The 24,553-nt window shown below is 36.7% G+C and carries 26 protein-coding genes and 1 pseudogene; 8 read left to right on the top strand and 19 right to left on the bottom strand.

Going from position 1 to position 24,553, the window contains the following annotated elements; translation table 11 throughout:
- Window positions 1-11: 11 nt before the first annotated feature.
- The 11 genes from recN to ACQV2X_RS04800 all read right to left on the bottom strand — a co-directional run bounded on the left by recN (window position 12) and on the right by ACQV2X_RS04800 (window position 11,023).
- On the bottom strand, window positions 12-1,736 hold the full coding sequence (gene recN / locus ACQV2X_RS04850) for a DNA repair protein RecN (protein WP_428875299.1): 1,725 nt from the start codon (window positions 1,734-1,736) through the stop codon (window positions 12-14).
- A 20-nt stretch (window positions 1,737-1,756) separates the two neighbouring features.
- Window positions 1,757-2,572, bottom strand: coding sequence for a TlyA family RNA methyltransferase (locus ACQV2X_RS04845; RefSeq protein WP_428882402.1), 816 nt, complete (start codon window positions 2,570-2,572; stop codon window positions 1,757-1,759).
- 10 nt (window positions 2,573-2,582) lie between these two features.
- Window positions 2,583-3,464, bottom strand: coding sequence for a polyprenyl synthetase family protein (locus tag ACQV2X_RS04840; protein WP_428874286.1), 882 nt, complete (start codon window positions 3,462-3,464; stop codon window positions 2,583-2,585).
- A complete protein-coding gene (locus tag ACQV2X_RS04835) occupies window positions 3,461-3,706 on the bottom strand; it encodes an exodeoxyribonuclease VII small subunit (protein WP_428874285.1) in 246 nt (81 codons plus the stop codon). The genes ACQV2X_RS04840 and ACQV2X_RS04835 overlap by 4 nt, the downstream gene beginning before the upstream one ends.
- A 3-nt stretch (window positions 3,707-3,709) precedes the next feature.
- Complete coding sequence (xseA, locus tag ACQV2X_RS04830; protein WP_428874284.1) at window positions 3,710-5,077, bottom strand: exodeoxyribonuclease VII large subunit; 1,368 nt, start codon at window positions 5,075-5,077, stop codon at window positions 3,710-3,712.
- Between the two features lie 126 nt (window positions 5,078-5,203).
- Window positions 5,204-6,967, bottom strand: coding sequence for a DUF1002 domain-containing protein (locus ACQV2X_RS04825; protein ID WP_428875301.1), 1,764 nt, complete (start codon window positions 6,965-6,967; stop codon window positions 5,204-5,206).
- A gap of 151 nt (window positions 6,968-7,118) precedes the next feature.
- The gene (nusB, locus tag ACQV2X_RS04820) at window positions 7,119-7,559 is read right to left on the bottom strand and encodes a transcription antitermination factor NusB (protein ID WP_428874282.1); all 441 of its coding nucleotides are present in this window, start codon (window positions 7,557-7,559) and stop codon (window positions 7,119-7,121) included.
- Window position 7,560: 1 nt separating this feature from the next.
- A complete protein-coding gene (locus tag ACQV2X_RS04815; protein WP_428874281.1) occupies window positions 7,561-7,986 on the bottom strand; it encodes an Asp23/Gls24 family envelope stress response protein in 426 nt (141 codons plus the stop codon).
- 11 nt (window positions 7,987-7,997) lie between these two features.
- A complete protein-coding gene (locus ACQV2X_RS04810) occupies window positions 7,998-9,059 on the bottom strand; it encodes a M24 family metallopeptidase (protein ID WP_428874280.1) in 1,062 nt (353 codons plus the stop codon).
- Between the two features lie 40 nt (window positions 9,060-9,099).
- Entirely contained in the window at window positions 9,100-10,809 is a 1,710-nt protein-coding gene (rnjA, locus tag ACQV2X_RS04805; RefSeq protein WP_428874279.1) for a ribonuclease J1, read from the bottom strand.
- Window position 10,810: 1 nt separating this feature from the next.
- Window positions 10,811-11,023 (bottom strand): DNA-directed RNA polymerase subunit epsilon, encoded by a 213-nt coding sequence (locus ACQV2X_RS04800; protein ID WP_428874278.1) that lies wholly within the window; start codon window positions 11,021-11,023, stop codon window positions 10,811-10,813.
- A 189-nt stretch (window positions 11,024-11,212) separates the two neighbouring features.
- Between ACQV2X_RS04800 and comGA the strand changes: the two genes are divergently transcribed.
- From comGA to ACQV2X_RS04760, 8 genes and pseudogenes are all read left to right on the top strand, one after another.
- Window positions 11,213-12,265 carry a competence type IV pilus ATPase ComGA gene (gene comGA, locus ACQV2X_RS04795; protein ID WP_428874277.1) on the top strand — a complete coding sequence of 351 codons (1,053 nt, stop codon included), beginning with the start codon at window positions 11,213-11,215 and terminating at the stop codon, window positions 12,263-12,265.
- Entirely contained in the window at window positions 12,243-13,289 is a 1,047-nt protein-coding gene (gene comGB, locus ACQV2X_RS04790; RefSeq protein ID WP_428894281.1) for a competence type IV pilus assembly protein ComGB, read from the top strand. Before comGA ends, comGB begins: the two co-directional genes overlap by 23 nt.
- A 12-nt stretch (window positions 13,290-13,301) precedes the next feature.
- On the top strand, window positions 13,302-13,646 hold the full coding sequence (gene comGC / locus ACQV2X_RS04785) for a competence type IV pilus major pilin ComGC (protein ID WP_428874273.1): 345 nt from the start codon (window positions 13,302-13,304) through the stop codon (window positions 13,644-13,646).
- On the top strand, window positions 13,646-14,092 hold the full coding sequence (comGD, locus tag ACQV2X_RS04780) for a competence type IV pilus minor pilin ComGD (protein ID WP_428875304.1): 447 nt from the start codon (window positions 13,646-13,648) through the stop codon (window positions 14,090-14,092). Before comGC ends, comGD begins: the two co-directional genes overlap by 1 nt.
- Before the next feature lie 31 nt (window positions 14,093-14,123).
- On the top strand, window positions 14,124-14,417 hold the full coding sequence (locus ACQV2X_RS04775) for a hypothetical protein (RefSeq protein ID WP_428875306.1): 294 nt from the start codon (window positions 14,124-14,126) through the stop codon (window positions 14,415-14,417).
- Window positions 14,377-14,484: pseudogene (locus tag ACQV2X_RS04770) on the top strand (prepilin-type N-terminal cleavage/methylation domain-containing protein); the annotation flags it as partial. The gene ACQV2X_RS04775 and the pseudogene ACQV2X_RS04770, both read left to right, overlap by 41 nt.
- Before the next feature lie 9 nt (window positions 14,485-14,493).
- On the top strand, window positions 14,494-14,859 hold the full coding sequence (locus tag ACQV2X_RS04765; protein ID WP_428874297.1) for a competence type IV pilus minor pilin ComGF: 366 nt from the start codon (window positions 14,494-14,496) through the stop codon (window positions 14,857-14,859).
- The gene (locus ACQV2X_RS04760) at window positions 14,849-15,601 is read left to right on the top strand and encodes a hypothetical protein (RefSeq protein WP_428894280.1); all 753 of its coding nucleotides are present in this window, start codon (window positions 14,849-14,851) and stop codon (window positions 15,599-15,601) included. The genes ACQV2X_RS04765 and ACQV2X_RS04760 overlap by 11 nt, the downstream gene beginning before the upstream one ends.
- A 51-nt stretch (window positions 15,602-15,652) precedes the next feature.
- Here the strand turns inward: ACQV2X_RS04760 and smpB are convergent, their stop codons facing one another.
- The 8 genes from smpB to ACQV2X_RS04720 form a co-directional block, all read right to left on the bottom strand.
- On the bottom strand, window positions 15,653-16,120 hold the full coding sequence (gene smpB / locus ACQV2X_RS04755; protein ID WP_428874269.1) for an SsrA-binding protein SmpB: 468 nt from the start codon (window positions 16,118-16,120) through the stop codon (window positions 15,653-15,655).
- Between the two features lie 61 nt (window positions 16,121-16,181).
- Window positions 16,182-18,530: a ribonuclease R gene (gene rnr / locus ACQV2X_RS04750; protein WP_428874268.1), complete on the bottom strand. Its 2,349-nt coding sequence runs from the start codon at window positions 18,528-18,530 to the stop codon at window positions 16,182-16,184.
- A 20-nt stretch (window positions 18,531-18,550) separates the two neighbouring features.
- Window positions 18,551-19,309: an alpha/beta hydrolase gene (locus ACQV2X_RS04745; RefSeq protein WP_428894290.1), complete on the bottom strand. Its 759-nt coding sequence runs from the start codon at window positions 19,307-19,309 to the stop codon at window positions 18,551-18,553.
- 138 nt (window positions 19,310-19,447) lie between these two features.
- Complete coding sequence (secG, locus tag ACQV2X_RS04740; RefSeq protein ID WP_090290184.1) at window positions 19,448-19,681, bottom strand: preprotein translocase subunit SecG; 234 nt, start codon at window positions 19,679-19,681, stop codon at window positions 19,448-19,450.
- A gap of 164 nt (window positions 19,682-19,845) precedes the next feature.
- Window positions 19,846-20,985 (bottom strand): 23S rRNA (adenine(2503)-C(2))-methyltransferase RlmN, encoded by a 1,140-nt coding sequence (rlmN, locus tag ACQV2X_RS04735; RefSeq protein ID WP_428874266.1) that lies wholly within the window; start codon window positions 20,983-20,985, stop codon window positions 19,846-19,848.
- Window positions 20,986-21,111: 126 nt separating this feature from the next.
- Window positions 21,112-22,395: a dihydroorotase gene (locus tag ACQV2X_RS04730; RefSeq protein ID WP_428874265.1), complete on the bottom strand. Its 1,284-nt coding sequence runs from the start codon at window positions 22,393-22,395 to the stop codon at window positions 21,112-21,114.
- A 10-nt stretch (window positions 22,396-22,405) separates the two neighbouring features.
- On the bottom strand, window positions 22,406-23,326 hold the full coding sequence (locus tag ACQV2X_RS04725) for an aspartate carbamoyltransferase catalytic subunit (RefSeq protein WP_428874264.1): 921 nt from the start codon (window positions 23,324-23,326) through the stop codon (window positions 22,406-22,408).
- A 4-nt stretch (window positions 23,327-23,330) separates the two neighbouring features.
- The gene (locus ACQV2X_RS04720) at window positions 23,331-24,254 is read right to left on the bottom strand and encodes a dihydroorotate oxidase (RefSeq protein WP_428874263.1); all 924 of its coding nucleotides are present in this window, start codon (window positions 24,252-24,254) and stop codon (window positions 23,331-23,333) included.
- Window positions 24,255-24,553 lie beyond the last annotated feature (299 nt).

The raw sequence follows: 24,553 nt of genomic DNA, 5'->3' as shown, positions 1-24,553 counted from the left end.
ACAAAAACCCCCTAATTCTTTTGATAGGATGTGAGCAGGTCTTGAGCTACTTGTAGACTGGATTCAGATTGTACTTCACCAGACATCATGCCAGCAATCATGGCTACTCGCTCTTCTTCTGATAAATAATCCACTTGTGTAACCGTGCGCTCTTGATTAATTTCTTTTTTAATAATTAGCTGTTGATTGGCTGCGGCAGCTACTTGTGCTAAATGGGTGATGCATAAGACTTGTTTATTTTGAGCGATTTTAGCCAGTTTACTCGCTATAGCACTAGCGACTCTACCAGAAACCCCTGTATCAATTTCATCAAATATTAAGGTCTCAACTGCTTGATTTCTTGCGAAAATTGTCTTCAAGGCCAACATAAATCGTGAAAGTTCACCACCAGATGCTATTTTAGCCAGTGGTTGACTTTCTTCTCCCAAATTAGTCCTTGAGTAGAATTCAACTTGGTCCATACCCGCTTCATTCAAACGTAAATAAGAATTGGAAAAGAATGGTTGCAAATTAGAATCAGACTCTACCTGTCGCATCTTGACCTCAAATTCAGTATGCGGCATGTAGAGTTCTTTTAATTGACCTTCAACTTCTGAGACAATTGCTTTGGCTGCTTCTTTACGGAGATTGGATATGCTTTGAGCTAATTCAAAGGCTTCTTCATAAGTTTTGAGGAAGGCTTCCTGTGTTTGTTTTTGATAACTTTCAAAATGTTTAATTTGATCAATTTCCTTAACGAGTTCAAGCTGGTAATCGATTAACTCTTCAATATTACGCCCATATTTTTTTTGAACTTTTTCCAACTGACTTAGTCTTCTTTGAATTTCATCCATCACTTGTTCATCATAATCTGGCACATCAAAAGAAAAAGCAATTTCTCGGCTTAATTCTTTTAAATCTACTTGCAGGCCTTGTAAGCGCTCCTCAAATGACAAATATTGATTATCAAATCTTCCCAAGTGCTGTAACAGATAAAGCACTCGCTCAATTTGCTGATCGACACTAGCTTCTTGATCGGTCATTAGCTGGTTGATTTCATTAAGATACTGACTCATTAACTGTGCATTTTGAAGTCTCTTGCTTTGTTGTAGCAGTTGCTGATCCTCATCTGCCACTAAATCTAAATTTTTTAATTCTTCTAACTGAAACTCTAAATAATTTAAACGTTGAAGTGCATCTTGTTCGTCAAATTTCTTAGTTAACAATTGCTGTCTTAAATCTTGATAGTGATTATAAACTAGCTGATATTTTTCTTTAACTTGAAGTAAGCTCTCACTAGCAAAAAGATCCAGTAACTCAAGATGTCGTGAGGAGTCTAACAGAGCTTGATGTTCATTTTGACCATGAATATCTACCAAATAACGACCAATTCGTTTTAGCATGGTCACATTAGCTGGTCGTTGATTAATTTTAATAACATTTCGTCCACTCTTATGGATCTCGCGTTGAATCAAAAGGGCATCTTCTGGATCCTCAATTTCAATTCCAATTGCTTGCAATTGCATTAAGAGCTTTTCATTTCCTTGTAAACTAAAAAGACCTTCAATAAAGAGATTTGGGCTTCCTTTTCGCACAAACTCAGTAGACCCTCTTCCACCACATAAGATACCAATCGCATCAATAATAATCGACTTTCCCGCTCCAGTTTCCCCTGAGAGCACTGTCATCTGTTCATCAAAATCAATAGAAACTTGATCAATAATTGCAAAGTTTTCAATTCTTAAACTGATTAACATAAGGCACCTCTTTGCATTGTTTATTCAAAAGCTTGATGGCTCTCCTCCACAATTTTTGCGATGGCAATTGTTGAGTGGCTTTGATTATCTACTTGCCTAGCATTGATTAAATGCACTAAATATTCAATATTCCCTTCGCCTCCTGTAATTGGCGAATAGGTAAGCTCTTTAATAACAAAGCCAATTTTACTAATAAAGGCTAATACTTCTTCAAGGACCTCTTGATGAACTGCTGGGTCTTTTATGACACCCTTTTTACCAATCCGACTAGGTCCTGCTTCAAATTGTGGTTTAATCAAGGCAATAACAGAACCATCTTTTTTTAGAATCGGCTGTAATGGTGGCAAAATTAAAGCTAAAGAAATAAAAGAGACATCAATTGTTGCTATTGTTGGCTGTCCTTTTGTAAAATCTTCGAAGCGAGCATAGCGAAAGTTTTGCCGTTCCATTACGACTACTCTAGGATCTTGTCTTAAGGAATAAGCTAATTGATTGTAACCTACATCTAAAGCATAAGATAAGCGTGCGCCATTTTGTAAAGCCACATCGGTAAATCCTCCTGTTGAAGCACCGATATCTAAAAGTAGATGGTCTGTAATATCAATATTGAAAGAAGATAAGGCTCTTTCTAACTTTAATCCCCCACGCGATACATAAGGGAAAGGTTTCCCTTTCAGATAGAGCTCGCGATCAATCGGTATTTTTTCACCTGGTTTATCATAGCGCTGATCGTTTTGATCATAGATTTTTCCTGACATAACCAGACGGCGTGCTTGTTCACGTGAGTGAGTAATTCCTGCTTGGACCACTAGCTTATCGACTCGTTCTTTTTTCATTCATTACTCCTTATAGGTGTTTTTCAAGAGGTGATAGAAAGTTATCTAACTGTTTGAAAGATTTATGGCTAAGCTTTTCTAAATCGTTTAAAGCTTTTCTTGCTAACTTGATTTCTTCAATCAAACTCGCTTTAGCTTGTCCTACTCCTAAAAGACTAGGATAAGTTGATTTATGATTGATAATATCTGAGTAAGTTAAGCTATCCACTTCTTCATTCAAGTCTATGACATCTTTTAGATCATTATGAATTTGATACGCAACACCGTAGTGCTGTCCAAAAGTAATCATTAGATCGCTTTCAGCTTGATCAGCCTCTAAAATAATTGTAGCTGCTTTCATAGCAAATATAAATAAAAGGCCAGTTTTCATCAAATGAATTTGTTGTAACTGCTCAATGTCTATCGTTTTATTTTCTGCCTTAATGTCATAAAGCTGTCCAGCAACCATTCCAGATGAACCTGCAGCATGAGCCAATTCTCTGATCAGAGCGACCTTCTGATGGGCTTGCAAGCTTTCATCTTTAGATAAAATTGCGAAAGCATCCGCTTGAAGGGCATCACCAGCTAAGATTGCTGTGGCTTCATCAAACCTAACGTGAGAGGTTGGTTGGCCTCTTCGCAGCTTATCATCATCCATGGCTGGTAAGTCATCATGGATTAAAGAATAAGTATGGATAAATTCTAAAGCAATGGCTGTTAACATAGCCTGATCAATTTTCTTTTTGTTAAAAATCGCAATAGTTGTCAGTAAAAGTAAGGGTCTTAATCTCTTTCCACCGCTATTAAGCGAGTAGACCATTGGCTTCACCATTTCTAAAGGTGAATTTAAAGAGATAACTTGCTCTTGCAAAGCCTGTTCAAATTTGGAACGTAAGGGCCCACCTAATATCATTCTGTTTTATTCTCCTCATCTAAAGGCTGTAATCCCGATTCAGTCATCATTTTGGTAACTGTCGCTTCGGCTTCCGTTAATTCTTCTTGGCAATGCTGACTTAATGAAATTCCTTTTTGAAAGGCTTGTAAGGCATCTTGAAGTGGTAGTGTCCCTCTTTCTAATTGTTGAACAATTTCTTCTAACTCTTGTAAAGCTTGTTCAAAACTAATGGTTGATTCTACTGTTTTATTTTCTGTCATCGATTAATCCTCCCTATCTATTGGCTCATTTTTATCGAGTGATTCTACTAAAACATTCGCACGCCCCTTATATAATTGGATATTTAAACGGTCTCCTTCAGTTAATTGATGACTTGAAGTTACTTGTTGACCTTCTTTTTCAACTAAAGAATATCCTCTTGCCATTATTTTCAGCGGACTATATGCATCTAATAAGGCACTTGCCTTCATGTGCCTATCGTATTTTCTTCTTAAATAATCATTGAAGGAGCGTTGTAAACTTAGTTGAAGTGTCCCTAATTTTTCTTGACGGTAGCTAATTTGTTGTTGAGGATTATAAGCATATACAGCCTGTTTTAGTTGATTGATTTTTTGTTTTTGGCGTGAAAAATATTGTTCTTGACGCATTTTCAATCGTTCATTTAAATGCATAACACTCTGCACGTAGGATTGGTACAGTCTTTCTGGCTGAGTAAGAACATATGATCGAGCAGATCTTGCCAGACGCTCTTGAGACCATTCTAAGCGCCCTCGAAAAGCATTTATTAATCGTACTTGTTGCTGGCTAATCGTCATTAAAACTTCTTGCAGCACAGGAACAGATAGTTCCGCTGCAGCAGTCGGAGTTGGAGCTCTTAAATCAGCCACTAAATCAGCAATCGTAGTATCGGTTTCATGGCCAATCGAAGATATTACTGGCAAGGGACATGCAAGAATAGCATGGGCAACTCCTTCATCGTTAAAACACCATAAGTCCTCAATCGAACCACCTCCGCGTGCTAAGATAACACCATCGAAAGAAATAGTGCTTTCTTCTAGCCGCTTAAATGACGCAACAATTTCTTTAGCCGCTTCCTTACCTTGAACTTTAGTAGGAAAGACAACAATTTCGACAATTGGATAACGACGTTGAACAGTCGTAATAATGTCACGTATGACAGAACCCGATGGGCTAGTTATCACTGCTAGTCGTTTAGGATATTTACATATTTTTCTCTTGGGACGATCAAAAAGTCCCTGGGCTTTCATTTTTTCTTTTAATTGTTCAAGTGCTAGGTATAAAGAGCCAATTCCATCAGGCTCAATATTTTCAACATAAAGTTGATACCTTCCTCCACCTTCATAAACTCCTACTCTAGCCGTTACAAAAACTTTCATGCCTTCTTCTAATTGGAATTTTAAACGGTGAAATTGACTCTTGAACATAATCGCATTAATTTGGACTTGGCCTTCTTTTAAAGAAAAATATTGATGAGAATTAGGACGATAACGATAGTTAGAAATCTCTCCCAAGACTCTAATCCTTTGAATATGCGGGTCACGATCAAATTTTTGACTGATATATTTTGATAAGGCTCCTACCGTGATATAGTTCTTTTGATCTTGGGTCACTCCATCACCTCTCTTGATATCATTCTTTTCTATTTTAGCACAATCTAATTCAGAGAACTAGAAAACAAAAAGAACCAGGCAATCATTGACCCTGGTTCTTTTTATAGCTTAAGACCATCTATCAGTTTACACTGGATCGACACTCTCTGTCTCTTCAGTTGGAACTGTCTCATCCACGCTTTCTTCACTTGGTGCTTCTTCCTCAAGAAGTTCTTCTGTTGGCTCTTCTGCAGGGGTTTGAGTTTCTACAGAATCAACTGGCTCTTCAACCATTTCTTCTAAAGTTGTTTCTTCTTCAGTGGATTCAACTGGTGTGTAACCAGGAATCCTATAATCAACTGGGATTTTATTAGCAATATAATTATTTTCAACATTGACACCATAAACAGCATTGAAATCATAGGTATCCTGATTTAATGGCACAGCTTCCATGGATACTGGGTCAACTTCACTAATTACTCCAGTTTCTAAATCGTATTCAAAACGTGCTACTGTGGTGATCTTAGTAGAGCTATCTTCTGCTACAGATAGACTAATTACTTTATCGTCTTGCTCAATGTCAGTATAGGTATAAACTTGTGGAGCAAATCCAGTAGCGTTAGCTATTAACTGAATTATCTCAGCTAAGGATGCATCAGAACTTTCAAGATTTTCAGCTTCTTGTAATTTAGCCATCCACAGATCTTTGATTGGTTGGAATTCAAAGCCTTCATTTTCAGCCGCTGCTTTTAAATCTCCTTCAAAAGAAGCTGTATATTGATAAAGCAATTCTCTAAAATTATCTAACTCTGCTTTCGTTTCAACTGTAAGCTCTGGTTGGATGGCTTCAATGATAAAGGTATGGGCATAGATATCATCTACACGGATCCCCTGATCGACTGCTTGCTTGAAACGATTGTATAAAGCAGGTAAAATTTCGTGATACTTTTCAGTATCAGAAAAATCAGGTGTTTCTACTGCTTTAATTTCATCAATAGTCATTTTAGGCTCTAGTTGAGCAAGAATATTGTCCCATTTTTTGTCTTCGATTGATGCATCTAGTTGTTGAACAGTGTCTTCATTAGCAGCAGCATCGGTCTGGGCAAAATCATTGGCATATTGCTCTAATTCTTGCTTCGTTTGATTAGAAATCTCTACATCGGTAGCAACTGAATTATCGACAACATTGCCATCGCCTTCAATATTAGTGTTATTAATAACATTATTTACAACTGTGTTTACAATTTCAGTCGAGTTTACTTGACCATTATTTTGAACTTGAGCAGCAACTTCTTTCTTAATTTCAGCAATAATTACGTTTACTTGTGCATCGGTTAACCCTGTTTCAGTCTTAACATTATTTACGACAGAAATTTCTTTTTGTGCCGTTTGCATGTCATGCTGCTTAACTTCTACACCTTGTGACTCTAATAGAGCGTATAAGCCAGTAAGTGCCCCCTCACCCGTTACAGGTAAAAAACTACCAATTTTTAATAAAGCATTTTGAGCCCCTGCAGTAATAGCTGCATTTTGATAGGTTGTCGCTGAAACAGCAGTGATATTTTCAGGCGTTACAATTTGAACTTTAATTCCTGTACCAGGTGCTTGAGGCTTAATATATACGGACGAGTATACATCTGTTGAAGCATCTGATCCAATGTTTAAATAGCGATCAATCATCACACCGTCAACATAAATTGTATTCTCAGGAGTTACCTGATTAGCGCCTAATAATTGAATGGTTTGTTGGGCTTGTTGTGAATTTAAAGTCGCTCCTAAAGCTAATTTTTCTACTTGCAAAGTTTGCTCAGCTTGTTCAACTGCCATAGCTGATTGGCTAATCAAAGGCATACTGGCTGGAAAAGTTGTTAAAGCAGCTAAAGCAAGTAGTAAAACTTTTTGTTTTTTCATAATTTTATGCTCCTTTTAAATTAATATGATGACACTTTGATTATATCCATCCTAAAATACTTATACAAGTTATACCCATTTCTTTAATAAATTCTTATAAGAAAAAAGCCAGAAAAAGAATAATTTCTTCACATTCTTCTTCTGGCGCCATTTAGATTTGGTTAGCTAAAAGTTTAGCGAGAACACCTGAGATAAATTGTCGTGATCGATCATCTGAAAAAGTCTTAGATAATTCAATCGCTTCGTCAACCGCTACTTTGGCTGGAACTTTCTCTTCGTCAATGAAGAGCACTTCAAAAAAAGCTAAGCGTAAAATGGTTAGATCAATACTTGCTATTCTATCAAGAGTCCAAGATTGGCTGAGATATTGTTTAATCATATCATCTAACGCCAACTGATTGTCTCTTACTCCTCTAACTAAGGTTATTAGATAAGAATCTATCTCACCTGAGTATCCCTTCTCAGGATCATTACCGGCTTCTAAAGCGAATTCTACAGCATCCTCACTTTGAAACTGGTCACTAGCAATTACTAATTGATATAAACTCTGGACTGCTTTTTCTCTTAGCTGATGACGTGATAATTTTTTCATCCTATTCTCCGATTTCTTTTTCGCTATTCCCAATAGTTTTTAACTCTGAATTCATTTTTGGTTCTGTATCAATCGATTGGACATGAACATTCACTTCACTGACGATAAGATCTGTCATGTATAGAATTTGTTCTTTAACACGTTCTTGAATAGCAGCGGCTATAACTGGAACTGTTTTGCCGTAAGCAATGCTTACATTAATATCAATCGAAATACGGTCTTCAATTTGACGCATTTTAGCATTAACACCTGATCCTTGAATACGCAAAAATTTTCCTGCTTCTTTTTTTTGTGATGAACTAAGTACACCATCAATTTCTGAAGCAGCTTTGGCTGCAATGTCTTCCAAGACACCCATCGTAATATTAATTTCGCCTAAGTATTGTTCGCTGAGAGATTCAAATGCGACAGTTTGTTTATTTAACATCCTTTAGCCTCCTATATAATTATTAATTCTTTGGGACTACGGTTGATTGGTATTACACGATCTGCTTGCACAATTAAATCATCTTCAATGCGAACACCACCGATACCTGGTAAGTAAATACCGGGTTCATCAGTAATTACCATGTTCGTCTCTAAAACCGCTTCAGAACGACTAGAGACTGCAGGTTCTTCATGGACATTTAAACCGACACCGTGGCCAGTAGAGTGACCAAAGTACTCACCATAGCCTTTTTCCGTAATATAATCACGAGCTATCGCATCTACTTCCTTACCAGTCATGCCAGCTTTAGCCTCTCTGATTACGCGTTGATGTGCTTCAAGTACAATTTCATAGACTTCTTTCATTTTATCTGATATCGATCCTACCGCAATCGTACGAGTCATGTCAGACGAATAACCTTTATAGTAGCAACCAAAGTCTAGCGTCACAATATCGCCATCTTCAATCACTTTTTCACTCGCTACACCGTGAGGCATGGCAGAGCGTTCACCTGAAGCGACAATAGTATCAAAAGACATGCCTGTTGATCCTTTATCCTTAAGAAAAGCTTCTAACTCATTAGCAACCTGAATTTCAGTTACACCAGGTTTAATAAAGGTTAAGATATGTTCAAACGCTTGATCGGTAATTTCACATGCTTGTCGAATGGTCTCAAGTTCCGATTCATCTTTAATTAAGCGAATTTTTTCGATTAACCCTTGACTTGCTTTAATATCTGCTGCAAATAGATCTTTAATTTTTAGATATTGACTGACATTCATATTATCTGCTTCTATGGCTAGTGTTTGAACCTTTTCTTGATCGATTAAGTTTTTAACTTCTTGATCTACTCCGTTTTGATGGATAACAACTGTTGCAGACTTAACTTGATGACTAGCTTGAGTATTGTAACGGAAATCGGTAATAAAGAAGGCCTTATCTTGAGTTACAAATACGGCACCAGCCGAGCCGGTAAAGCCGGTTAAATATCTTATATTTAACATATCCGTTACATAGATTGCATCGAATTTTTGTTCTTTAAGTGATTGACGTAATTTGTTGATTCTATACATATGATCGCTCCTTTACTTGTTTTAACTCTAATACTAACTACTACTTCGTTTGATGAGGTCTTACCCCTTTATTAATATCTAATAAAATCGGCATAATCATCGGATTTCTCTGCGTCTTCTGATAAATAGCCGGTTCTAATTGACTGAGCAATAGATCTCGCACGCTCCGTTCATTTATATTAGCGCCTGACTCATTTAAGCCGCGGTTGATAATTGCGCGCGCCTTATTTTGAATATCATTGATCAGGTCTGCTGATTCTCGCATGTAAATAAAGCCTCGAGACATAATATCCGGTCCGGCAATCAATTGTTTAGCTTCAAAGTCAATAGTAGCTGAAACAATGATTAGTCCTTCTTCTGACAGAGCTTTACGGTCTCTCAGTACAATGTTACCAATATCACCAATACCATTACCATCGACATATACATCCTGAGCAGGAAAGCGTCCTGCTACACGAGCAGAGTCGGCAGTAAGAGCTAGAACATCGCCATTAGACATAATAAAGCAATTTTCTTTTGGAATCCCAGTCATCTGAGCTAATTCCGATTGGATTTTTAACATGCGATATTCCCCATGAACTGGCATGAAATATTTAGGCTTCATTAAACGGTGCATTAATAATTGCTCTTGCTGACCACCGTGACCAGAAGTATGAATATTATTGACCTTTCCATGAATCACTTTGGCACCTTGCTCGCTTAATTGATTGATGACACGGTTAACACTCATAGTATTTCCTGGAATAGGTGAAGAAGAGAAAATAACGGTATCATTAGGTTGAAGCGAAATTTGTCGGTGCGTACCATTAGCGATACGGCTTAAAGCTGCCATTGGCTCCCCTTGTGAACCAGTACATAGAATTAAAATCTTATTAGCAGGATATTTATTAATATCTCTTGGTTCAATGAAAATATCTGCCCCTTTGTCATCCACATAACCTAATTCTCTAGCTGTCTTAATGGAAGATTCCATCGAACGACCGAAAACAATTATCTTACGACCTGTCTCATAGGCTGTCATTACGACTTGTTGCAATCGAGACACATTGGATGCGAAAGTAGCGAAAATAACGCGTCCTTCTTCTTTTTGGATAATGTTGCGAATCGAACGGCCGACAATTTTTTCTGAATTAGTAAAGGTTGGTACTTCGGCATTTGTTGAATCACCTAGTAATAATAGGACTCCTTCTTCACCAATTCGTGCCATCTTATGTAAGTCGGCTGGTTTGCCTACCGGTGTGAAATCGAACTTATAATCTCCTGTAAAGACAATATTTCCAGGAGGTGTTTTAACTACCACACCATATGCTTCTGGAATGGAGTGAGTTGTTAGATAAAAACTAACGCTTGTTTTACGGAAACGGATCACAGAATCTTCATCAATTTCATGAATTTCTGCATCACGCAACAGTCCGCGTTCTTGTAATTTATTACGAATTAAAGCTGAGGCTAACTTGCCAGCATAGATAGGCACGTTTATCTCTTTCAATAAGAATGGAATTCCACCTATATGGTCTTCGTGACCGTGAGAGATAATAACTCCCTTAATCTTATTACGATTTTGTAATAGGTATTGATAATCAGGAATGACATAGTCAATACCTAACAATTCGTCTTCTGGGAACATCACACCAGAATCCATAATGATAATTTCATCTTGAAATTGGACGCCATACATATTCTTACCAACTTCATTTAAACCGCCTAAGGCAAATACGCCTACTTCATTATTTTTAATATTTACTGACATCTTAGAACTCCACCAACTTAAAGCCTGCTTGTTCTTTTTCATATGCCAAATGCGCCTCATCTAAGGCTTGGACATATTGGATGTTGTAAGATGTATTTTGAGTCACTTTTTCAATCGCTTCTACGCGATTTTCTGCTTCAAGATAAAGGGAAAGTGTCCTTTCTCTTGTTGGAACTTGATCTTTACTTTCTTGGTACATTACTTTAAAAATCATGAAATAAAACTCCTTTATTATTTTTTATTTCAACTGGTGGGTGAGCTAAACACTCGTTGTCAATTTATTCTATCATACTTTCATATATAGGTATAGTTAGACACTGAGACGCTTATTTGAGAAAAAATATAAGCACCCTTTTAACCTTTATCTTGTATTTATCATTAGACTAATCAAAAGGGTGAGTTAATGATCGAAGAACTTTCTAAATCATTGATTAACGAGGCCATCAGTTTGTTGGCTTCCGATATTCATTTCATGCCAATAATTGATAACTATCAAATCTTCTTTCGAGTCAATGGTCAACTCCACTTCCACAAAAATGTCCCTTTAAGTCTAGGAAGAAAAATAATCGCTCATTATAAATTTTTAGCCAATATGGATGTCGGTGAAAAAAGACGGCCCCAATCAGGTGCTTGTCCGTTTAAGATCTCAGAAGAACAAACGATTGAATTAAGATTGTCCACTATTACTAACGTCAACCTCATAGAGTCCTTAGTGGTTCGAGTGATTTTTAGTAAAATTCATAATTTTCAACAAATCAACAGCTACTTTCCCAATCAAATTGACCGCATTCGGAAATTAATTAGAAGAAAATCAGGGATGATTTTAATTTCTGGCCCAGTCAATTCAGGTAAAACCACGACGATCTATCAACTTTTAAGAGAAAGAATGAATGAAGAAAAGTTACAAATTATTACTATGGAGGACCCTGTAGAAATCAAAGAAGCTTCTTTTTTACAAACGCAGGTAAATGAAAAAATAGGTATTTCTTATGACCTACTGATTAAATCATCACTCAGACATCATCCCGATATTCTTTTTATTGGAGAAATTCGGGATGAGGAGACGGCGCGTATGACTTTAAGAGGTGCATTAACCGGGCATTTGATGATTGCAACGATCCATGCTAAAGATACTTTCGGAGTGATTGCGCGTCTTAAAGAGTTAACCATTAGTGAGCAACAATTAAAACAATCTCTCATTGGTGTCATCTCACAAAGACTAGTGCCTCGCTTTTGTCCTTTTTGTAAAAGTAGTGTTCAAGTATCCTGCAATCATATTCCTAAAAAATTTCACCGAGCCGCTTTGTTCGAAATATTAGATGGCCAACAATTGAAAGAATATTTGAATCATTTTAATTTACCTTTAAACTTCTCGCCCCTTAATCACCAACTAAGAAAGGCATGGGCCTATGGATACATCACTAAAAAAGAGTATGAACACTTTGAAGTTCTTTAATAAAGAAAAATTGCTCTTTAATCAAGAGGAAAAAATATATTTTTTACAGGTTTTAGCTGAAATGCTTGATGAAGGTTTCTCAATTTATCAAAGTCTGCAATTTATGAAAATACTATTACCTAAAAGAATTTTAATTATTAATCAAATGCTGGAAAAATTAAATGTAGGACAAAGCTTTGATCAAGTTCTTTTAAACTATGGGTATTCAAACCGAATTGCCGCTCAATTATTTTTTGCTCAAAGACAAGGCCGATTTATTCAAGCGCTTTTTGAAATTGTAAACCATTTAAAAAAGATTAGAAGCTATCAAAAAAAATTAATAAAAACACTTATCTATCCCTGTTTTTTAATGCTTTTTCTCTCCTGCTTATTGTTTGCAATGAGACATTGGATGCTTCCACATATTTTATCCTTCATCGATCAAGAAATTTTAAAAACTCATTTATTAGCTCGTTATTTACTCATTCTCTTTACCTTTCTTCCACAAATTAGCATCAGCTTTTTAGCAGTCATTTTAATTATTTACTTAACTATTGATTTTTATTTATTAAGACTCCCTGTTATTAACAGATTTCAACACTTAGTTAAGATACCTCTCTTTGGAAAGCTAATTAGGAAATATGTATCCTATCGTCTAGCTGATGAACTTTCATATTTTTACGCAGCTGGCTTTTCCATGCAAGAGACACTAGATCTTTTAATCTCATATCCCATTGATCCTTTAATCAGTGAAATAGCTGATTATCTGCAGCAACAATTTTTGGCTGGGAGCGAGTTGAGCGATTCATTAGAAAACATGGGTATTTTCACTAAAACACTTAGTTTAGTCATATATCAGGGCGAACTAACCAGTCAGACCGGTCAAAAATGTAAGCTTTATGCTAAAAAAATATTTGAGGAGGTGGTCGAAGATCTTAATAAGAAGCTCACTTTAGTGCAACCCATACTGTTTTTAATTATCGCTATTATTGTAATGGCCATGTACCTTGTTCTAATGTTGCCGATGTTAACCATGGAGATATGAAAAGGAGCTATTATGAAAGAAAGAACCATCAGAAAAGTCAAGTCTTGTCAAATATTAAAGTCTAAAAGAGCGTTCACACTTATCGAAATGCTAATTGTTCTTATTATTGTTTCACTATTAATGGCTATTATTATTCCCAATGTTTCTGGCCAAAAAGATCGTATTGACCAACAAGCAGTTGAAAATATCACAGAGATTGTTGAAACTCAAGCGGATGCCTATTATCTAGTAGAGGATACCCAAGAGCCTTTAAGCTTAGAAACTTTGGTTGCTGAAGGTTACCTCACTCAAAAGCAAGCAGACGAAGCGACTGAGAGAATTGAAGCTGAAGTCCTCAGTCAAATACTGACCCCTTAATGAAATCAAAAAATCAATCAGCCTTTACCCTAATCGAAGCTTTGTGCGTACTTTCAATTTTTAGTATATTGATGATTTTGCTAATTGCTTTACCCTATCAACAATTAAAAGCTGATTATCAGACAAAAGTTTTTAAAGACCAACTGAAGAGTCAGCTACATTTAGCTCAAGATAAAGCAATTATTGATCAAGATCCAGTTCAGATTGTCTTTAGTAAAAGAGGAGTAGTCTACTTCTGGCAAGTAGAATCCCGCAAAAATTTTAGTCAACTCAAACTCCCTAAACATTTAAATTTACTTAATTCTTTTTCTTTTTATTACTTAAGTAGTGGTCGTATTAATGATTTTGAAACTGTTTACTTTGAAAATGCAGAAGGCGATAATTTTGAGCTTGTTTTTCAACTAGGAAGTGGTCAATTTGTTTTTAAGGAGCAAAAAGGGAAGTAGTCTAATTGAAGCATTAGTAGGTTTATTGATCTTGTCTTGGATTTTGAGCTTTTATTTACCCAGTTTTAACCAAGAATTAAGGACTTTTAAACAATTAAAATCAGAAAATAATGAATGGCAATTATTTTATCAACTGGCGGACATTCAACTTTCTGATTTAGATTCAATAAAAAAAGAGACACTTATTCAATCTACAATGGAAAGTTACCAATTATTATTTTCAGTCGAGGTTGATGATTTTTCATGCGACACTAATTCCTGTCAAATAGAGTTTAAGAGAGGGAGTGCCTATCAGATTGAAATTCAAGCTATTCAAACCTTATAAACAGTCAAAATGGGCCTTCACTTTAATTGAGTGCCTTATTACACTCTCTATTGTTGCTTTAATAATGAACACTCTCATGATAAGTGTTTCACATTACCGCAAATTAGATGAAAATATGCGGCAAGATCGTTCGCTAGATTGGCAGCACTTCACACTGATGATGGAAAGTGAATTTGATCATTTTTTAATTATAGGTGTCTCTGAACAAGAAATAAATCTTTGTCTCAAAGAGGATTACTATGAACAGAGCTCAGTCATTTTAAGAAATCAAAAGATTTATCGCAGACCCGGACATCACCCTTACCTCTTTCAAGTAAAATCTTGGCATCTAAATTCCGAAAAACCTTTTATAACAATCTCCGTGGAGCTAACCAATGGTCAAATCTTCTCACATACCTTTCATACTGATTACATAAGAACGGAAGATTTTGATGAAACATAAAAAAGGGCTTATCCTACCAATGGTATTATGTTTTATGTTGTTAAGCCAAGTTATATACTTAGGAGTCATTCAACTTAATGCTCTCCAAAGACAAAGAATCCACCAGTCAAATAATTATTACCAATTACAAATTCAAACTCTTTTAACAGATTTTAACCTGCGTCCTGTTCTCCAAGACCAATGGACAAAAAGCATAGAAGAATCTATTCAAAGAGAATGCCAACTTCTACAAAAAGAAAGCTTAAATGACTTGGGCCTGTTTACAAGTGATTCCTTAATTCAAACAGTCAACTTAATCGAAGTTGATACTTTAGACATTGAGTCTTTACTTTTACTCTATAAAACGCTTATTTTTATAGAATATCCATCCAATTTTGAGTCAAGCTTTTCAATAATAGAAGCTGATGGCGAATGGTTAGCTAATGGCCAAGTGACTCTTTTTCCTAATTCTTCTAAGGAAAGCTCTTTCGATGCTAGTCAAATATTCCTCAGTTCGCAAGGCTATCGGCTAAACAAACAACTTACTAAACAAAAAGAATCGCAATGGGTAGGAACCATTGAAAAAGAGTTTCAGATTGAATTTAATTCAGGAACAAGTAAGGTTTTAAGTTCTAGGGACGAATTAATTTTCGACTCAAGGCTTTCTTCTGGTGAGTCATTCGAAAAGAAACAAGACTTACCTCAACTAAATTACCTCCTCCAATGGCATGGGAATCTTTATCAGGATTCTAAGGCCAGTTAACGAAGAAACAGCAAGCATTCTCAAATCCTCCAGAGTGCTTGCTGTTTTAATTTATCTTACTTTGAGAGCCCGATCAATATCTCGCTTAGCTTGTTGTTCTTTGAGCGCCTGTCGCTTATCATAGTGATGTTTACCACGTGCAACTCCTATTAATAGCTTAGCTCGACCCCTAACTAAATAAACCTTTAGGGGAACAATGGTCATTCCCTTCTGACGCGTTGCTTGGTCCATATCCACTATTTCCTTATGGTGTAATAATAACTTTCGATCTCTTAAAGGATCATGATTAAATAAATTACCATGGTCATAAGGACTTATATGAACATTCTTTACCCAGGCTTGGCCCCCATAGATTGAAATAAAGCCATCTTGAATATTTATTTTTCCTGCTCGAATGGATTTAATTTCTGTTCCTTTGAGGACTAAACCCGCTTCATAAGTATCAATAATCTCATAATCATGTCTGGCCTTTCGATTTTGGGCCAGTGGTTTATCGTGTACTGCTTTATTATTTGCCATAAAATCTCCTTGCTAGTGCTAGGAGTCTATTTTACATCACCTACTAGCATCTGATGGACTCCTAGTATTTCTTTTTCTTAGTTCTTTTTGCTTTCTTAAAGTTTCCCTTAGCAGAAATTTTTTTACCTGCTAAATTTTTACCCATTTTAGGATTCGCTTTATTTAATTTGTTTTGTCTGTTCGATTTATTCTTTTTCTTATTTTTTTTTGAAGATTGAATGATTTTTGGATCGATACCTTCTACTGCTTCTGCTTCAATTAGCTTAAAATCAATTTGTCGATCTTCGATACTGACATTACCAACCTCTATTTTAACCCTTTGCCCGATTCTAAAGATTTTATGTGTCCGCTCACCAATCAACAGCATGTGTTCTGGATTAAAATGATAATAGTCATCATCTAAATTTTGAATAGAGACAAGTCCTTCTACTGTATTGGGAAGCGCTACAAAAATTCCAAAAGAGGTAACCGATGAAATAGTTCCCCAGAAACTTTCTCCAACTTTATCCATCATATACTCAGCCTTCTTGAGAGCATCAGTTTCTCTTTCTGCATCAACCGCCCGGCGCTCCATTTTAGAAGCATGAGTCGCTATAGCTGGCAGTTGATCTTCTAACTTAGAAATCTCCTTATTTGAAGGATTGCCTAATAAATATTGACTAATTAGACGGTGAACAATCAAATCAGGATAACGGCGTATTGGCGAAGTGAAATGTGTATAGTCTTCTGCTGCTAAACCAAAGTGACCTGCTGCTTCATCTGAATACTTGGCTTGTTGCATCGACCTTAGCATCATAGTTGAAACAGCTTGTTCGTAATCTTCACCCTTGACCTGTTTAAGCGCCTCTTGCAAGGCCCTCGGTGCCATATCTTCAGTATTTCCCCTAAGAATGACCCCAAAACTTGAGATGAATTCCGCAAAACGGTCTATTTTATTAGAGTCTGGCTGCTCATGAATTCGATAGATAAAGGGTAGCTGCTTAGCTAAATAATCTTTGGCCACCGTTTCATTAGCAGCTAGCATAAAGGATTCAATTAAGCGTTCACTAGTAAACCTCTCACGTAAAACAATCTCTGTCGGGTGTCCTTTTTCGTCTACCAAAATCTTGGCTTCAGGCGCATCAAAATCGAGTGCTCCTCTATGTCGACGCATCTGATAGAGAATATCATGTAACTCAGCCATGTCCTCCAACATAGGAACAATTTCTTGATAATCTTGTCTTAAAGTTGGATCACCATCTAAAATAGCATTCACATCTGAATAGGTCATCCGATAGGATGAATGAATGACTGATTTGAAAATGCGATGCTTAATTACTTGCCCTTGATTATTAATCACCATCTCACAAGTTAGACTTAAGCGATCCTCATGAGGATTCAAAGAACAAATACCGTTAGACAATCTTTGCGGTAACATAGGGACCACGCGATCTGTCAAATAAACAGATGTTCCTCGCTCATAAGCTTCGCGATCAATAGCAGTGTCTGGTCTTACATAATGCGATACATCGGCAATATGGACACCTAATTGGTACTCTTTATCCGAAATTTTTTCTAAACTGATGGCATCATCTAAATCCTTGGCATCTGCTCCATCAATTGTAATGATTAATTGATCACGTAAATCCTTACGTCCTTGGATTTCTTCAGATTTAATTGTTTGCTCTACGGCTTCAGATTCTTTGACCACCTCTTTTGGAAATTCGTGCGGAATACCAAATTGGAAGAGAACGGCTAGTATATCAACACCTGGAGCGTCTTTATGGCCAATTTCTTTAGTCACAAGGCCTACCATTTCATTGGGCTTATGGCTATCTGGGTATTCAGCGATTTCTACAATACAAATAGTGTGATTAGCTGGATGAATACCATCTGGACGAATGAAAATTTTAGTCTCATCTGGAAATTCGCCTTGAGGCTTAATGTATCCTACATAGCCTGTGGTTTCACGTTCTTCTTGATTAAAACCATAAAACTCGCCAACTAACTGACTAACTTTACGGTCTATTACTTCAAGCACTTGAGCTTCCGAACCTTTGCCTGTTGTAGGATTAACATGTTTAACGATTCGAACACGGACTGTGTCTCCTTCCATGGCTCCTCCGTTTTTACCTCTAGGCACGAAGAAATCACTTTCACCTTCTTCATGAGATACAAAGCCAAAGCCTTTTTCATTCGCTCTGTATACTCCTATAACTTCTTCGTTTGAAGAAAAAGCTTTAAAATGGCCCTCAGATGTTAATTGAATTTCGCCAATTCTTTCCAAAAAGGCTAAAGCTTTAATTAATTTTTTATAATTTTTGGTTCCGCGATAATTAAAATGTTGGGAAAGCTGTTCCACCGAAAAGGAATCCTCTTTATTCCCTTGTAAAAAAACAATAATGTCTTTTTCTAGTCTAGATAAACTCAAATTTATTCTCCTCTCTCACCCTAAAAGGGTTGGGTCACTTGCTTGATGAAATCTAAAACTGATTTTTCAAAAGCCTTACGATCACGGTTTGTAGGAATGGAATGTGTATTATGTGGGAAATAATGAAAATCAATGCGTGCATTTACCAAATGATCTTGTAATAAATAAGAATCATCTGGCTCAATTAATTCATCTTGGCCTGATTGAGCGATATAAAAAGGCACCTTAACATTCACCAACTGTGAAGCGATTTCTTCTTTAATTTCTTCTAATTCTTTCATTTGTTGCCAATGGCCTGCCAATATATCATCAAACTCTTCCACAAATGTCTCTGTATCATGTCGTTGACTGGCCAAAAATTTACCTAAATGCATAAATGAGTTGGAAATATTGATCGGTTCCTCAGTCATAACCGGCGCATTAAAGATTCCTCCACCACTTCCTTGAAAATCTTTCTGAGAAATAATATCTGTAGCCATAACTCCACCTAATGAAAGACCAAAGACTAAAAGGTGCTCAAATTTTTGTCCTAGCATCCAATGATAAGCATCATTGGCTTCTTGACGCCAAATATTTGGAGAAAAATCCAAAACTGATTTGATGTCTTGTGTATCATGACCACTAAATTGTGGCACTAATACGTTATAGCCTTGGCGATTCAATAGCCTTCCTAATAGGTTCATATCACGTGTTGATCCCGTATAAGCGTGGAAGAGTAGGATCCCTACCTTCTTATCTTGACCTTCTAAATAAACCGCCTTATCAAATGGAACATTCATCACACTTTTCACTCCTAACCTCTTATTATCATTGTATCTAAACCTTATTGGAAACTAAAGAAATTCCTCTGTTTCTAAATAAATACGCACATGTGGCCTAATGAGCCGACATGTGCGTCTATTCAAAATCTTTAACGATTATTTAGCCGATAAGTAAGCTAAAGCTAAGGCAATGACAAAGAACAGCACGCCTAAAACGGTTGTAGCACGAATTAAAAAGGCTTCAAAGCCACGTGCTTTTGATTTAACAGAGCCATCGTCTCCTCCACCTGTTAAAGTTGAAGCAGCATTACTCTTAGATGGTTGCATAATAACTAATAAAATAATCAAAATAGATACTACAATTAATGAAATCATTAAAGCGTTATACATAGTTGCCCTCCTTTATATGGACTATCTAGGAAATTATATCATACTTTCTTAAGAATGTGATAGACATCTCCGGAACTTTTAATATTAAAAGTAAAAGCCCTTAAAAACACGACCAAAGATCTTCGTTTTTGAGGGCTTATTTTAATCGCTTTAAGATTACTTTATCATTGATTATTAGACTCATTTGCCTTTGCAGCTTTACGTGCTTGTGAAAATTGACGGATTTCTTCTTTAGTCTTTTTAGCAGTTTTAGCTCTTCTTTGACGTTCGTATTGAGACCGTAACTGCCCACAAGCCGCTTCGATTTCTGTTCCGTGTTCTTTACGAACAACACAATTAACCTTGTTTTTCATTAAAATATCAAAGAATTGCGCAATATTTTCAGCCTTAGAACGCCGGAAAGAATTTTCTGCAACCGGATTATAAGGAATCAAATTAACATAAGCTAATTTCAGCATCGGTTTCAACAGATTTGCCAATTCTTTAGCATGTTGAGGTGTATCATTGACACCATCAATCATAATGTATTCGAAAGTTACCCGGCGATTGGTTTTTTCAATATATTCATAAATAGCATCAAATAATTCTTCAATGGGATATTCTCGGTTAATCTTCATAATCGAAGAACGAGTCTCATTGTTAGGGGCATGGAGGGAAACTGCTAGATTGACTTGTAAACCTTCATCAGCAAATTCACGAATTTTTGGTGCTAAGCCAGAAGTTGAGACAGTAATATGACGTGCCCCAATAGCTAGTCCCTTATCTGAATTCACAATTCTTAAGAATTTCATCACGTTATCATAGTTATCAAAAGGCTCACCTATACCCATAACCACAATATGCGAAACCTTTTCTCCTTGACCTAATTGGTCCAAGTGTCGTTGAACGTACATGATTTGAGCGACTATCTCACCTGTTTCTAGATCTCTTACTTTGGGTATCAAACCCGAAGCACAGAACTTACAGCCAATATTACAGCCAATTTGCGTTGTGACACACACTGAAATACCATAATGATGATACATTAAAACCGTCTCAATCATTGATTTATCTTGTAATTCAAACAAAAATTTAGTGGTTTTATCTTGGGCTTTCTGTACAATTTTTGCCCTTAAGGGAGAAAAAATAAATTCCTCGGATAAAGGTTCTAAAATCGTTTTGGGGATATTAGTCATCTCTTCGTAGGACGCCACATGGTGACGGTAAAGCCATTGCCAGATTTGATCTGCCCGGTATGGCTTTTCTCCTCTTTGAGCTAGCCATTCGATTAGATCGTCTAGGGTCAAACTATCTATTGATTTCACTGATAAAACTCCTCTATTTATTAAAAACTTCATGTTCAGTTTAGCACAAACAAAAGAGCCTGTCTTTATTTTATTTCCATTCTAAAGAATAGCCATTAGCCTCTAGCAAAAATTCATGAGATATTCTTACGCCTGATAAACAAGATGGCCCTGATAAATAGTTGCTAAGGTTTTACCTTTAACTTGCCAACCTACAAAGGGTGTATTGGTCGATTTAGAAGCAAATTCCTTTGGATCGATTGGATATTCATGGTCAATGTCGAAAATAGCTAGGTCAGCAATAGACCCCACAGTAAGATCGGAAGCTGGTATATTAAAGATTTTAGCTGGTTCCCATGCCATCCAATTGATTAACTGTTCTAAACTACAAATTCCTCGTTCAACAAGATAAGTATACAGCAAAGCGAAAGCAGTTTCTGATCCCACAATACCAAAAGGTGCTTTAAGCATACTCTGATTCTTTTCTTCTGCCATGTGCGGAGCGTGGTCGGTTGCTATACAATCAATCGTTCCATCTAGTAGACCTTGAATTAAGGCTGCTTGATCCGCGCGACTTCTTAATGGTGGATTCATCTTCCAATTGCCATCATCAGTTGGAATATCTTCATCACACAAGAGAAGATGGTGGGGACAAACTTCACAAGTTACTTTTACGCCCTCAGCTTTGGCAGCGCGAATAACCGCTACACTTTCTTTAGTTGAAACGTGACAGACATGGTAGTGGCAGTTTGCCTCTTTAGCCAAAATACAATCTCTGGCAATCTGACTGGATTCAGTCGCAGAGTATATTCCTGGTAAACCTAACTTTTCACTTACCTTCCCCTTATGCATGACCCCTCCAAAAAGCAAAGAATTATCTTCAGTATGGGCCACAATTGGTCGGTCTAATTGCTCAGCCATTTGCATAGCTTGAAGCATTAAACCAGCTGTTTGAACGCCCTTGCCATCATTGGTAAAGGCAACAGCTCCTGCTTGTGTTAAAGCAGGAAAATCAACCAATTCTTTTTCGGAAGTAATTTCTAGTGAAATCGGTGCATACTGATGTACTTTGATGCAAGCTTCTTGCTCGTTTAATTGCATCAAAGCTGTAAAATCTGCTAGATTATCTGGAACTGGATTTAGATTTGGCATTGCACAAACTTGTGTATAACCGCCTCGAGCCGCTGCTTTTGAGCCGGTTTCAATGGTTTCTTTTCCTTCGAAACCAGGCTGACGAAAATGAACATGCAAATCAATTAGCCCCGGAGTAATTAAACCGTTTTGACCATCAAAAATTTTAAGCTCTTCATGAGATAATTCATTCAACAGATCTAGACCAATCGCGTTAATCTTTTGGTCTTTAATTAAAAGCTCTACTGCTTGAAATCCACCTTGACGATTTAGCATTCGCACATTCTTAATTAATAACATCTTTTCCCCCCTACTTTCCGTTCATAACTGCTTCAATAATTGACATACGCATAAATACACCATTTTTCATTTGTTCAGCTATTACAGATCTTTCTGACATGACTAATTCATCAGCAATTTCTACCCCTCGATTGACCGGTGCAGGGTGCATAATAATTGCATGGTCTTGCATGCGACTGGCTCTTTCGGTATTTAAACCGTATAAACGATGATAGGTTTCCGCTTCGAAACTATCTGGCTGGTCATGGCGTTCTAATTGAACTCTTAAGAGCATTAAGACATCGACTTCTCCAATCAATTCATCAATGGGTAGATAGCTTCCGAAATGATCAAAGGTTTCATCATACCACTCTTCTGGTCCTGAAAAATATAGTTCAGCTCCTAAACGAGATAAAATTTCAGCGTTAGAATGAGCAACACGAGAGTGACTGAGGTCTCCTACGATTGCTATTTTCAAACCAATAAAACGTTGGAATTTTTCATAAATGGTCATCAAGTCGAGCATACACTGTGTAGGATGCTGAGAGGCCCCATCCCCACCATTAATAATTGACAAATTCAAGTGCGGTGATTTCATCAACGGCTCGAAGTAATTTTCTTCGCGAGTACGTACCACAACTGTATCTACCCCTAAAGATTCAAGTGTAATTAAAGTGTCTAAGAGGGTTTCTCCTTTGGAAAGTGAAGATGTTTTAGCATCAAAAGCAATAACCGGCATACCTAACTTTTTCTCAGCCATTTCAAAAGAAAGGTGCGTTCTTGTCGAATTTTCCAAAAAAACATTACAAACAAAGTGTCCTGGATACTGTGGTAATAGTGAGCGATCAAGGTTTTTAAATTCGATGGCTCGATGAATTAGTTTCATTACCATACCTGAATTTAGTTTCTTGGTTGATTCAAAATGCTTAAAAACTAAGTTGTGATTACTCATTATTTTATCCCTCCATGTACTGTAATTTACCGCGGTAATCTTCTATTTTTTGATAGCCATAAGATGTCATTTCAGCCTTTAATTCTTGATTCAATCGCTCAAAAATTTGTGGTCCTTCTTCCATCAAAGCTGTTCCTACTTGAACCATTGAAGCTCCACAAAGAATGTGTTCAAAAGCATCACGCCCACTTGCAACGCCCCCTGTCCCAATAATGGCTATGGAGTCATTTAGACGCTGGTAGAAGGCATGTACATTAGCCAGAGCCGTTGCTTTAATTGCGGCTCCTCCAATCCCTCCAAAGCCTTGCTTTGGTTTGATTGCAACAGTTTGATCTTGAATCCACAAACCATTACCAATTGAATTGACTGAATTGACAAAAGAAAGCGGAAATTGATTCAAGATTGCGGCCACTTGATCAAAGTGAACCAGATCAAAATAAGGAGGTAATTTTACTCCTAGTGGTTTGTTTACAAAACTAAACACTTCTGTCAAAATCTCGTGCATGAGTTCAAAATCATAGGCTGTCTGGGGTTTGCCGACTACATTTGGGCAGGACAGGTTTAATTCGATCAAGCCATTGAATGAAGCATCTTGTACTTTATGCAAAACTTGGTAGATTTCCTCTTTAGAAAGGCCCGTTACCGACAAGAAAAGATCTGAACGATCTAACTCAGAAAGATAGTCTAGATAATAATCAATCCCTAAATTCGGTAAGCCCATCGAATTGATTGAACCGTGAAGATTCCCCACATAGCGTGGCTCAGGATTACCCTTTCTCGCTTGACTAGTAGCTGTTTTGGTAACAAAAGTAGCAGCTTGAGAGTCTAAAATTTCATTTAGCTCTTCTCTTGTTTGGCAATGAACCCCGGCGGCATTCATTAAACAGGATTTAAAATGTTGATTGGCAATTTGGGTCGTAAGCGTCATTTCATACTTCCTTTCATAAGTTGAATTCGCTTAGTTTTAACCAAAAAAGAGGTCAGTAACGAAAAACCGTTACTGACCTCTTGCGCACATAAAAGGATATCCCATTAGAGAGAGTTTCTCCAATGAACTATTCAAATAAATCTTTCATGTATCTCGTACACGGTTAAAGACTAATAAAATTTTTCCTTATTATAGCCCGACCATTCAAAAAAATCAAGACTTTATTAAAAATAATCGACTCTTTTGTTAAACGTAAATGATAATGTCTCAAGAGAACACAAATCAAAATGTCCCACTAT

This window comes from Facklamia sp. P12945, from assembly GCF_050409485.1.
GTDB lineage: Bacteria > Bacillota > Bacilli > Lactobacillales > Aerococcaceae > Facklamia.
The sequence above is the reverse complement of the archived record's forward strand: the minus strand, read 5'-3'. Positions and strand labels throughout refer to the sequence as shown.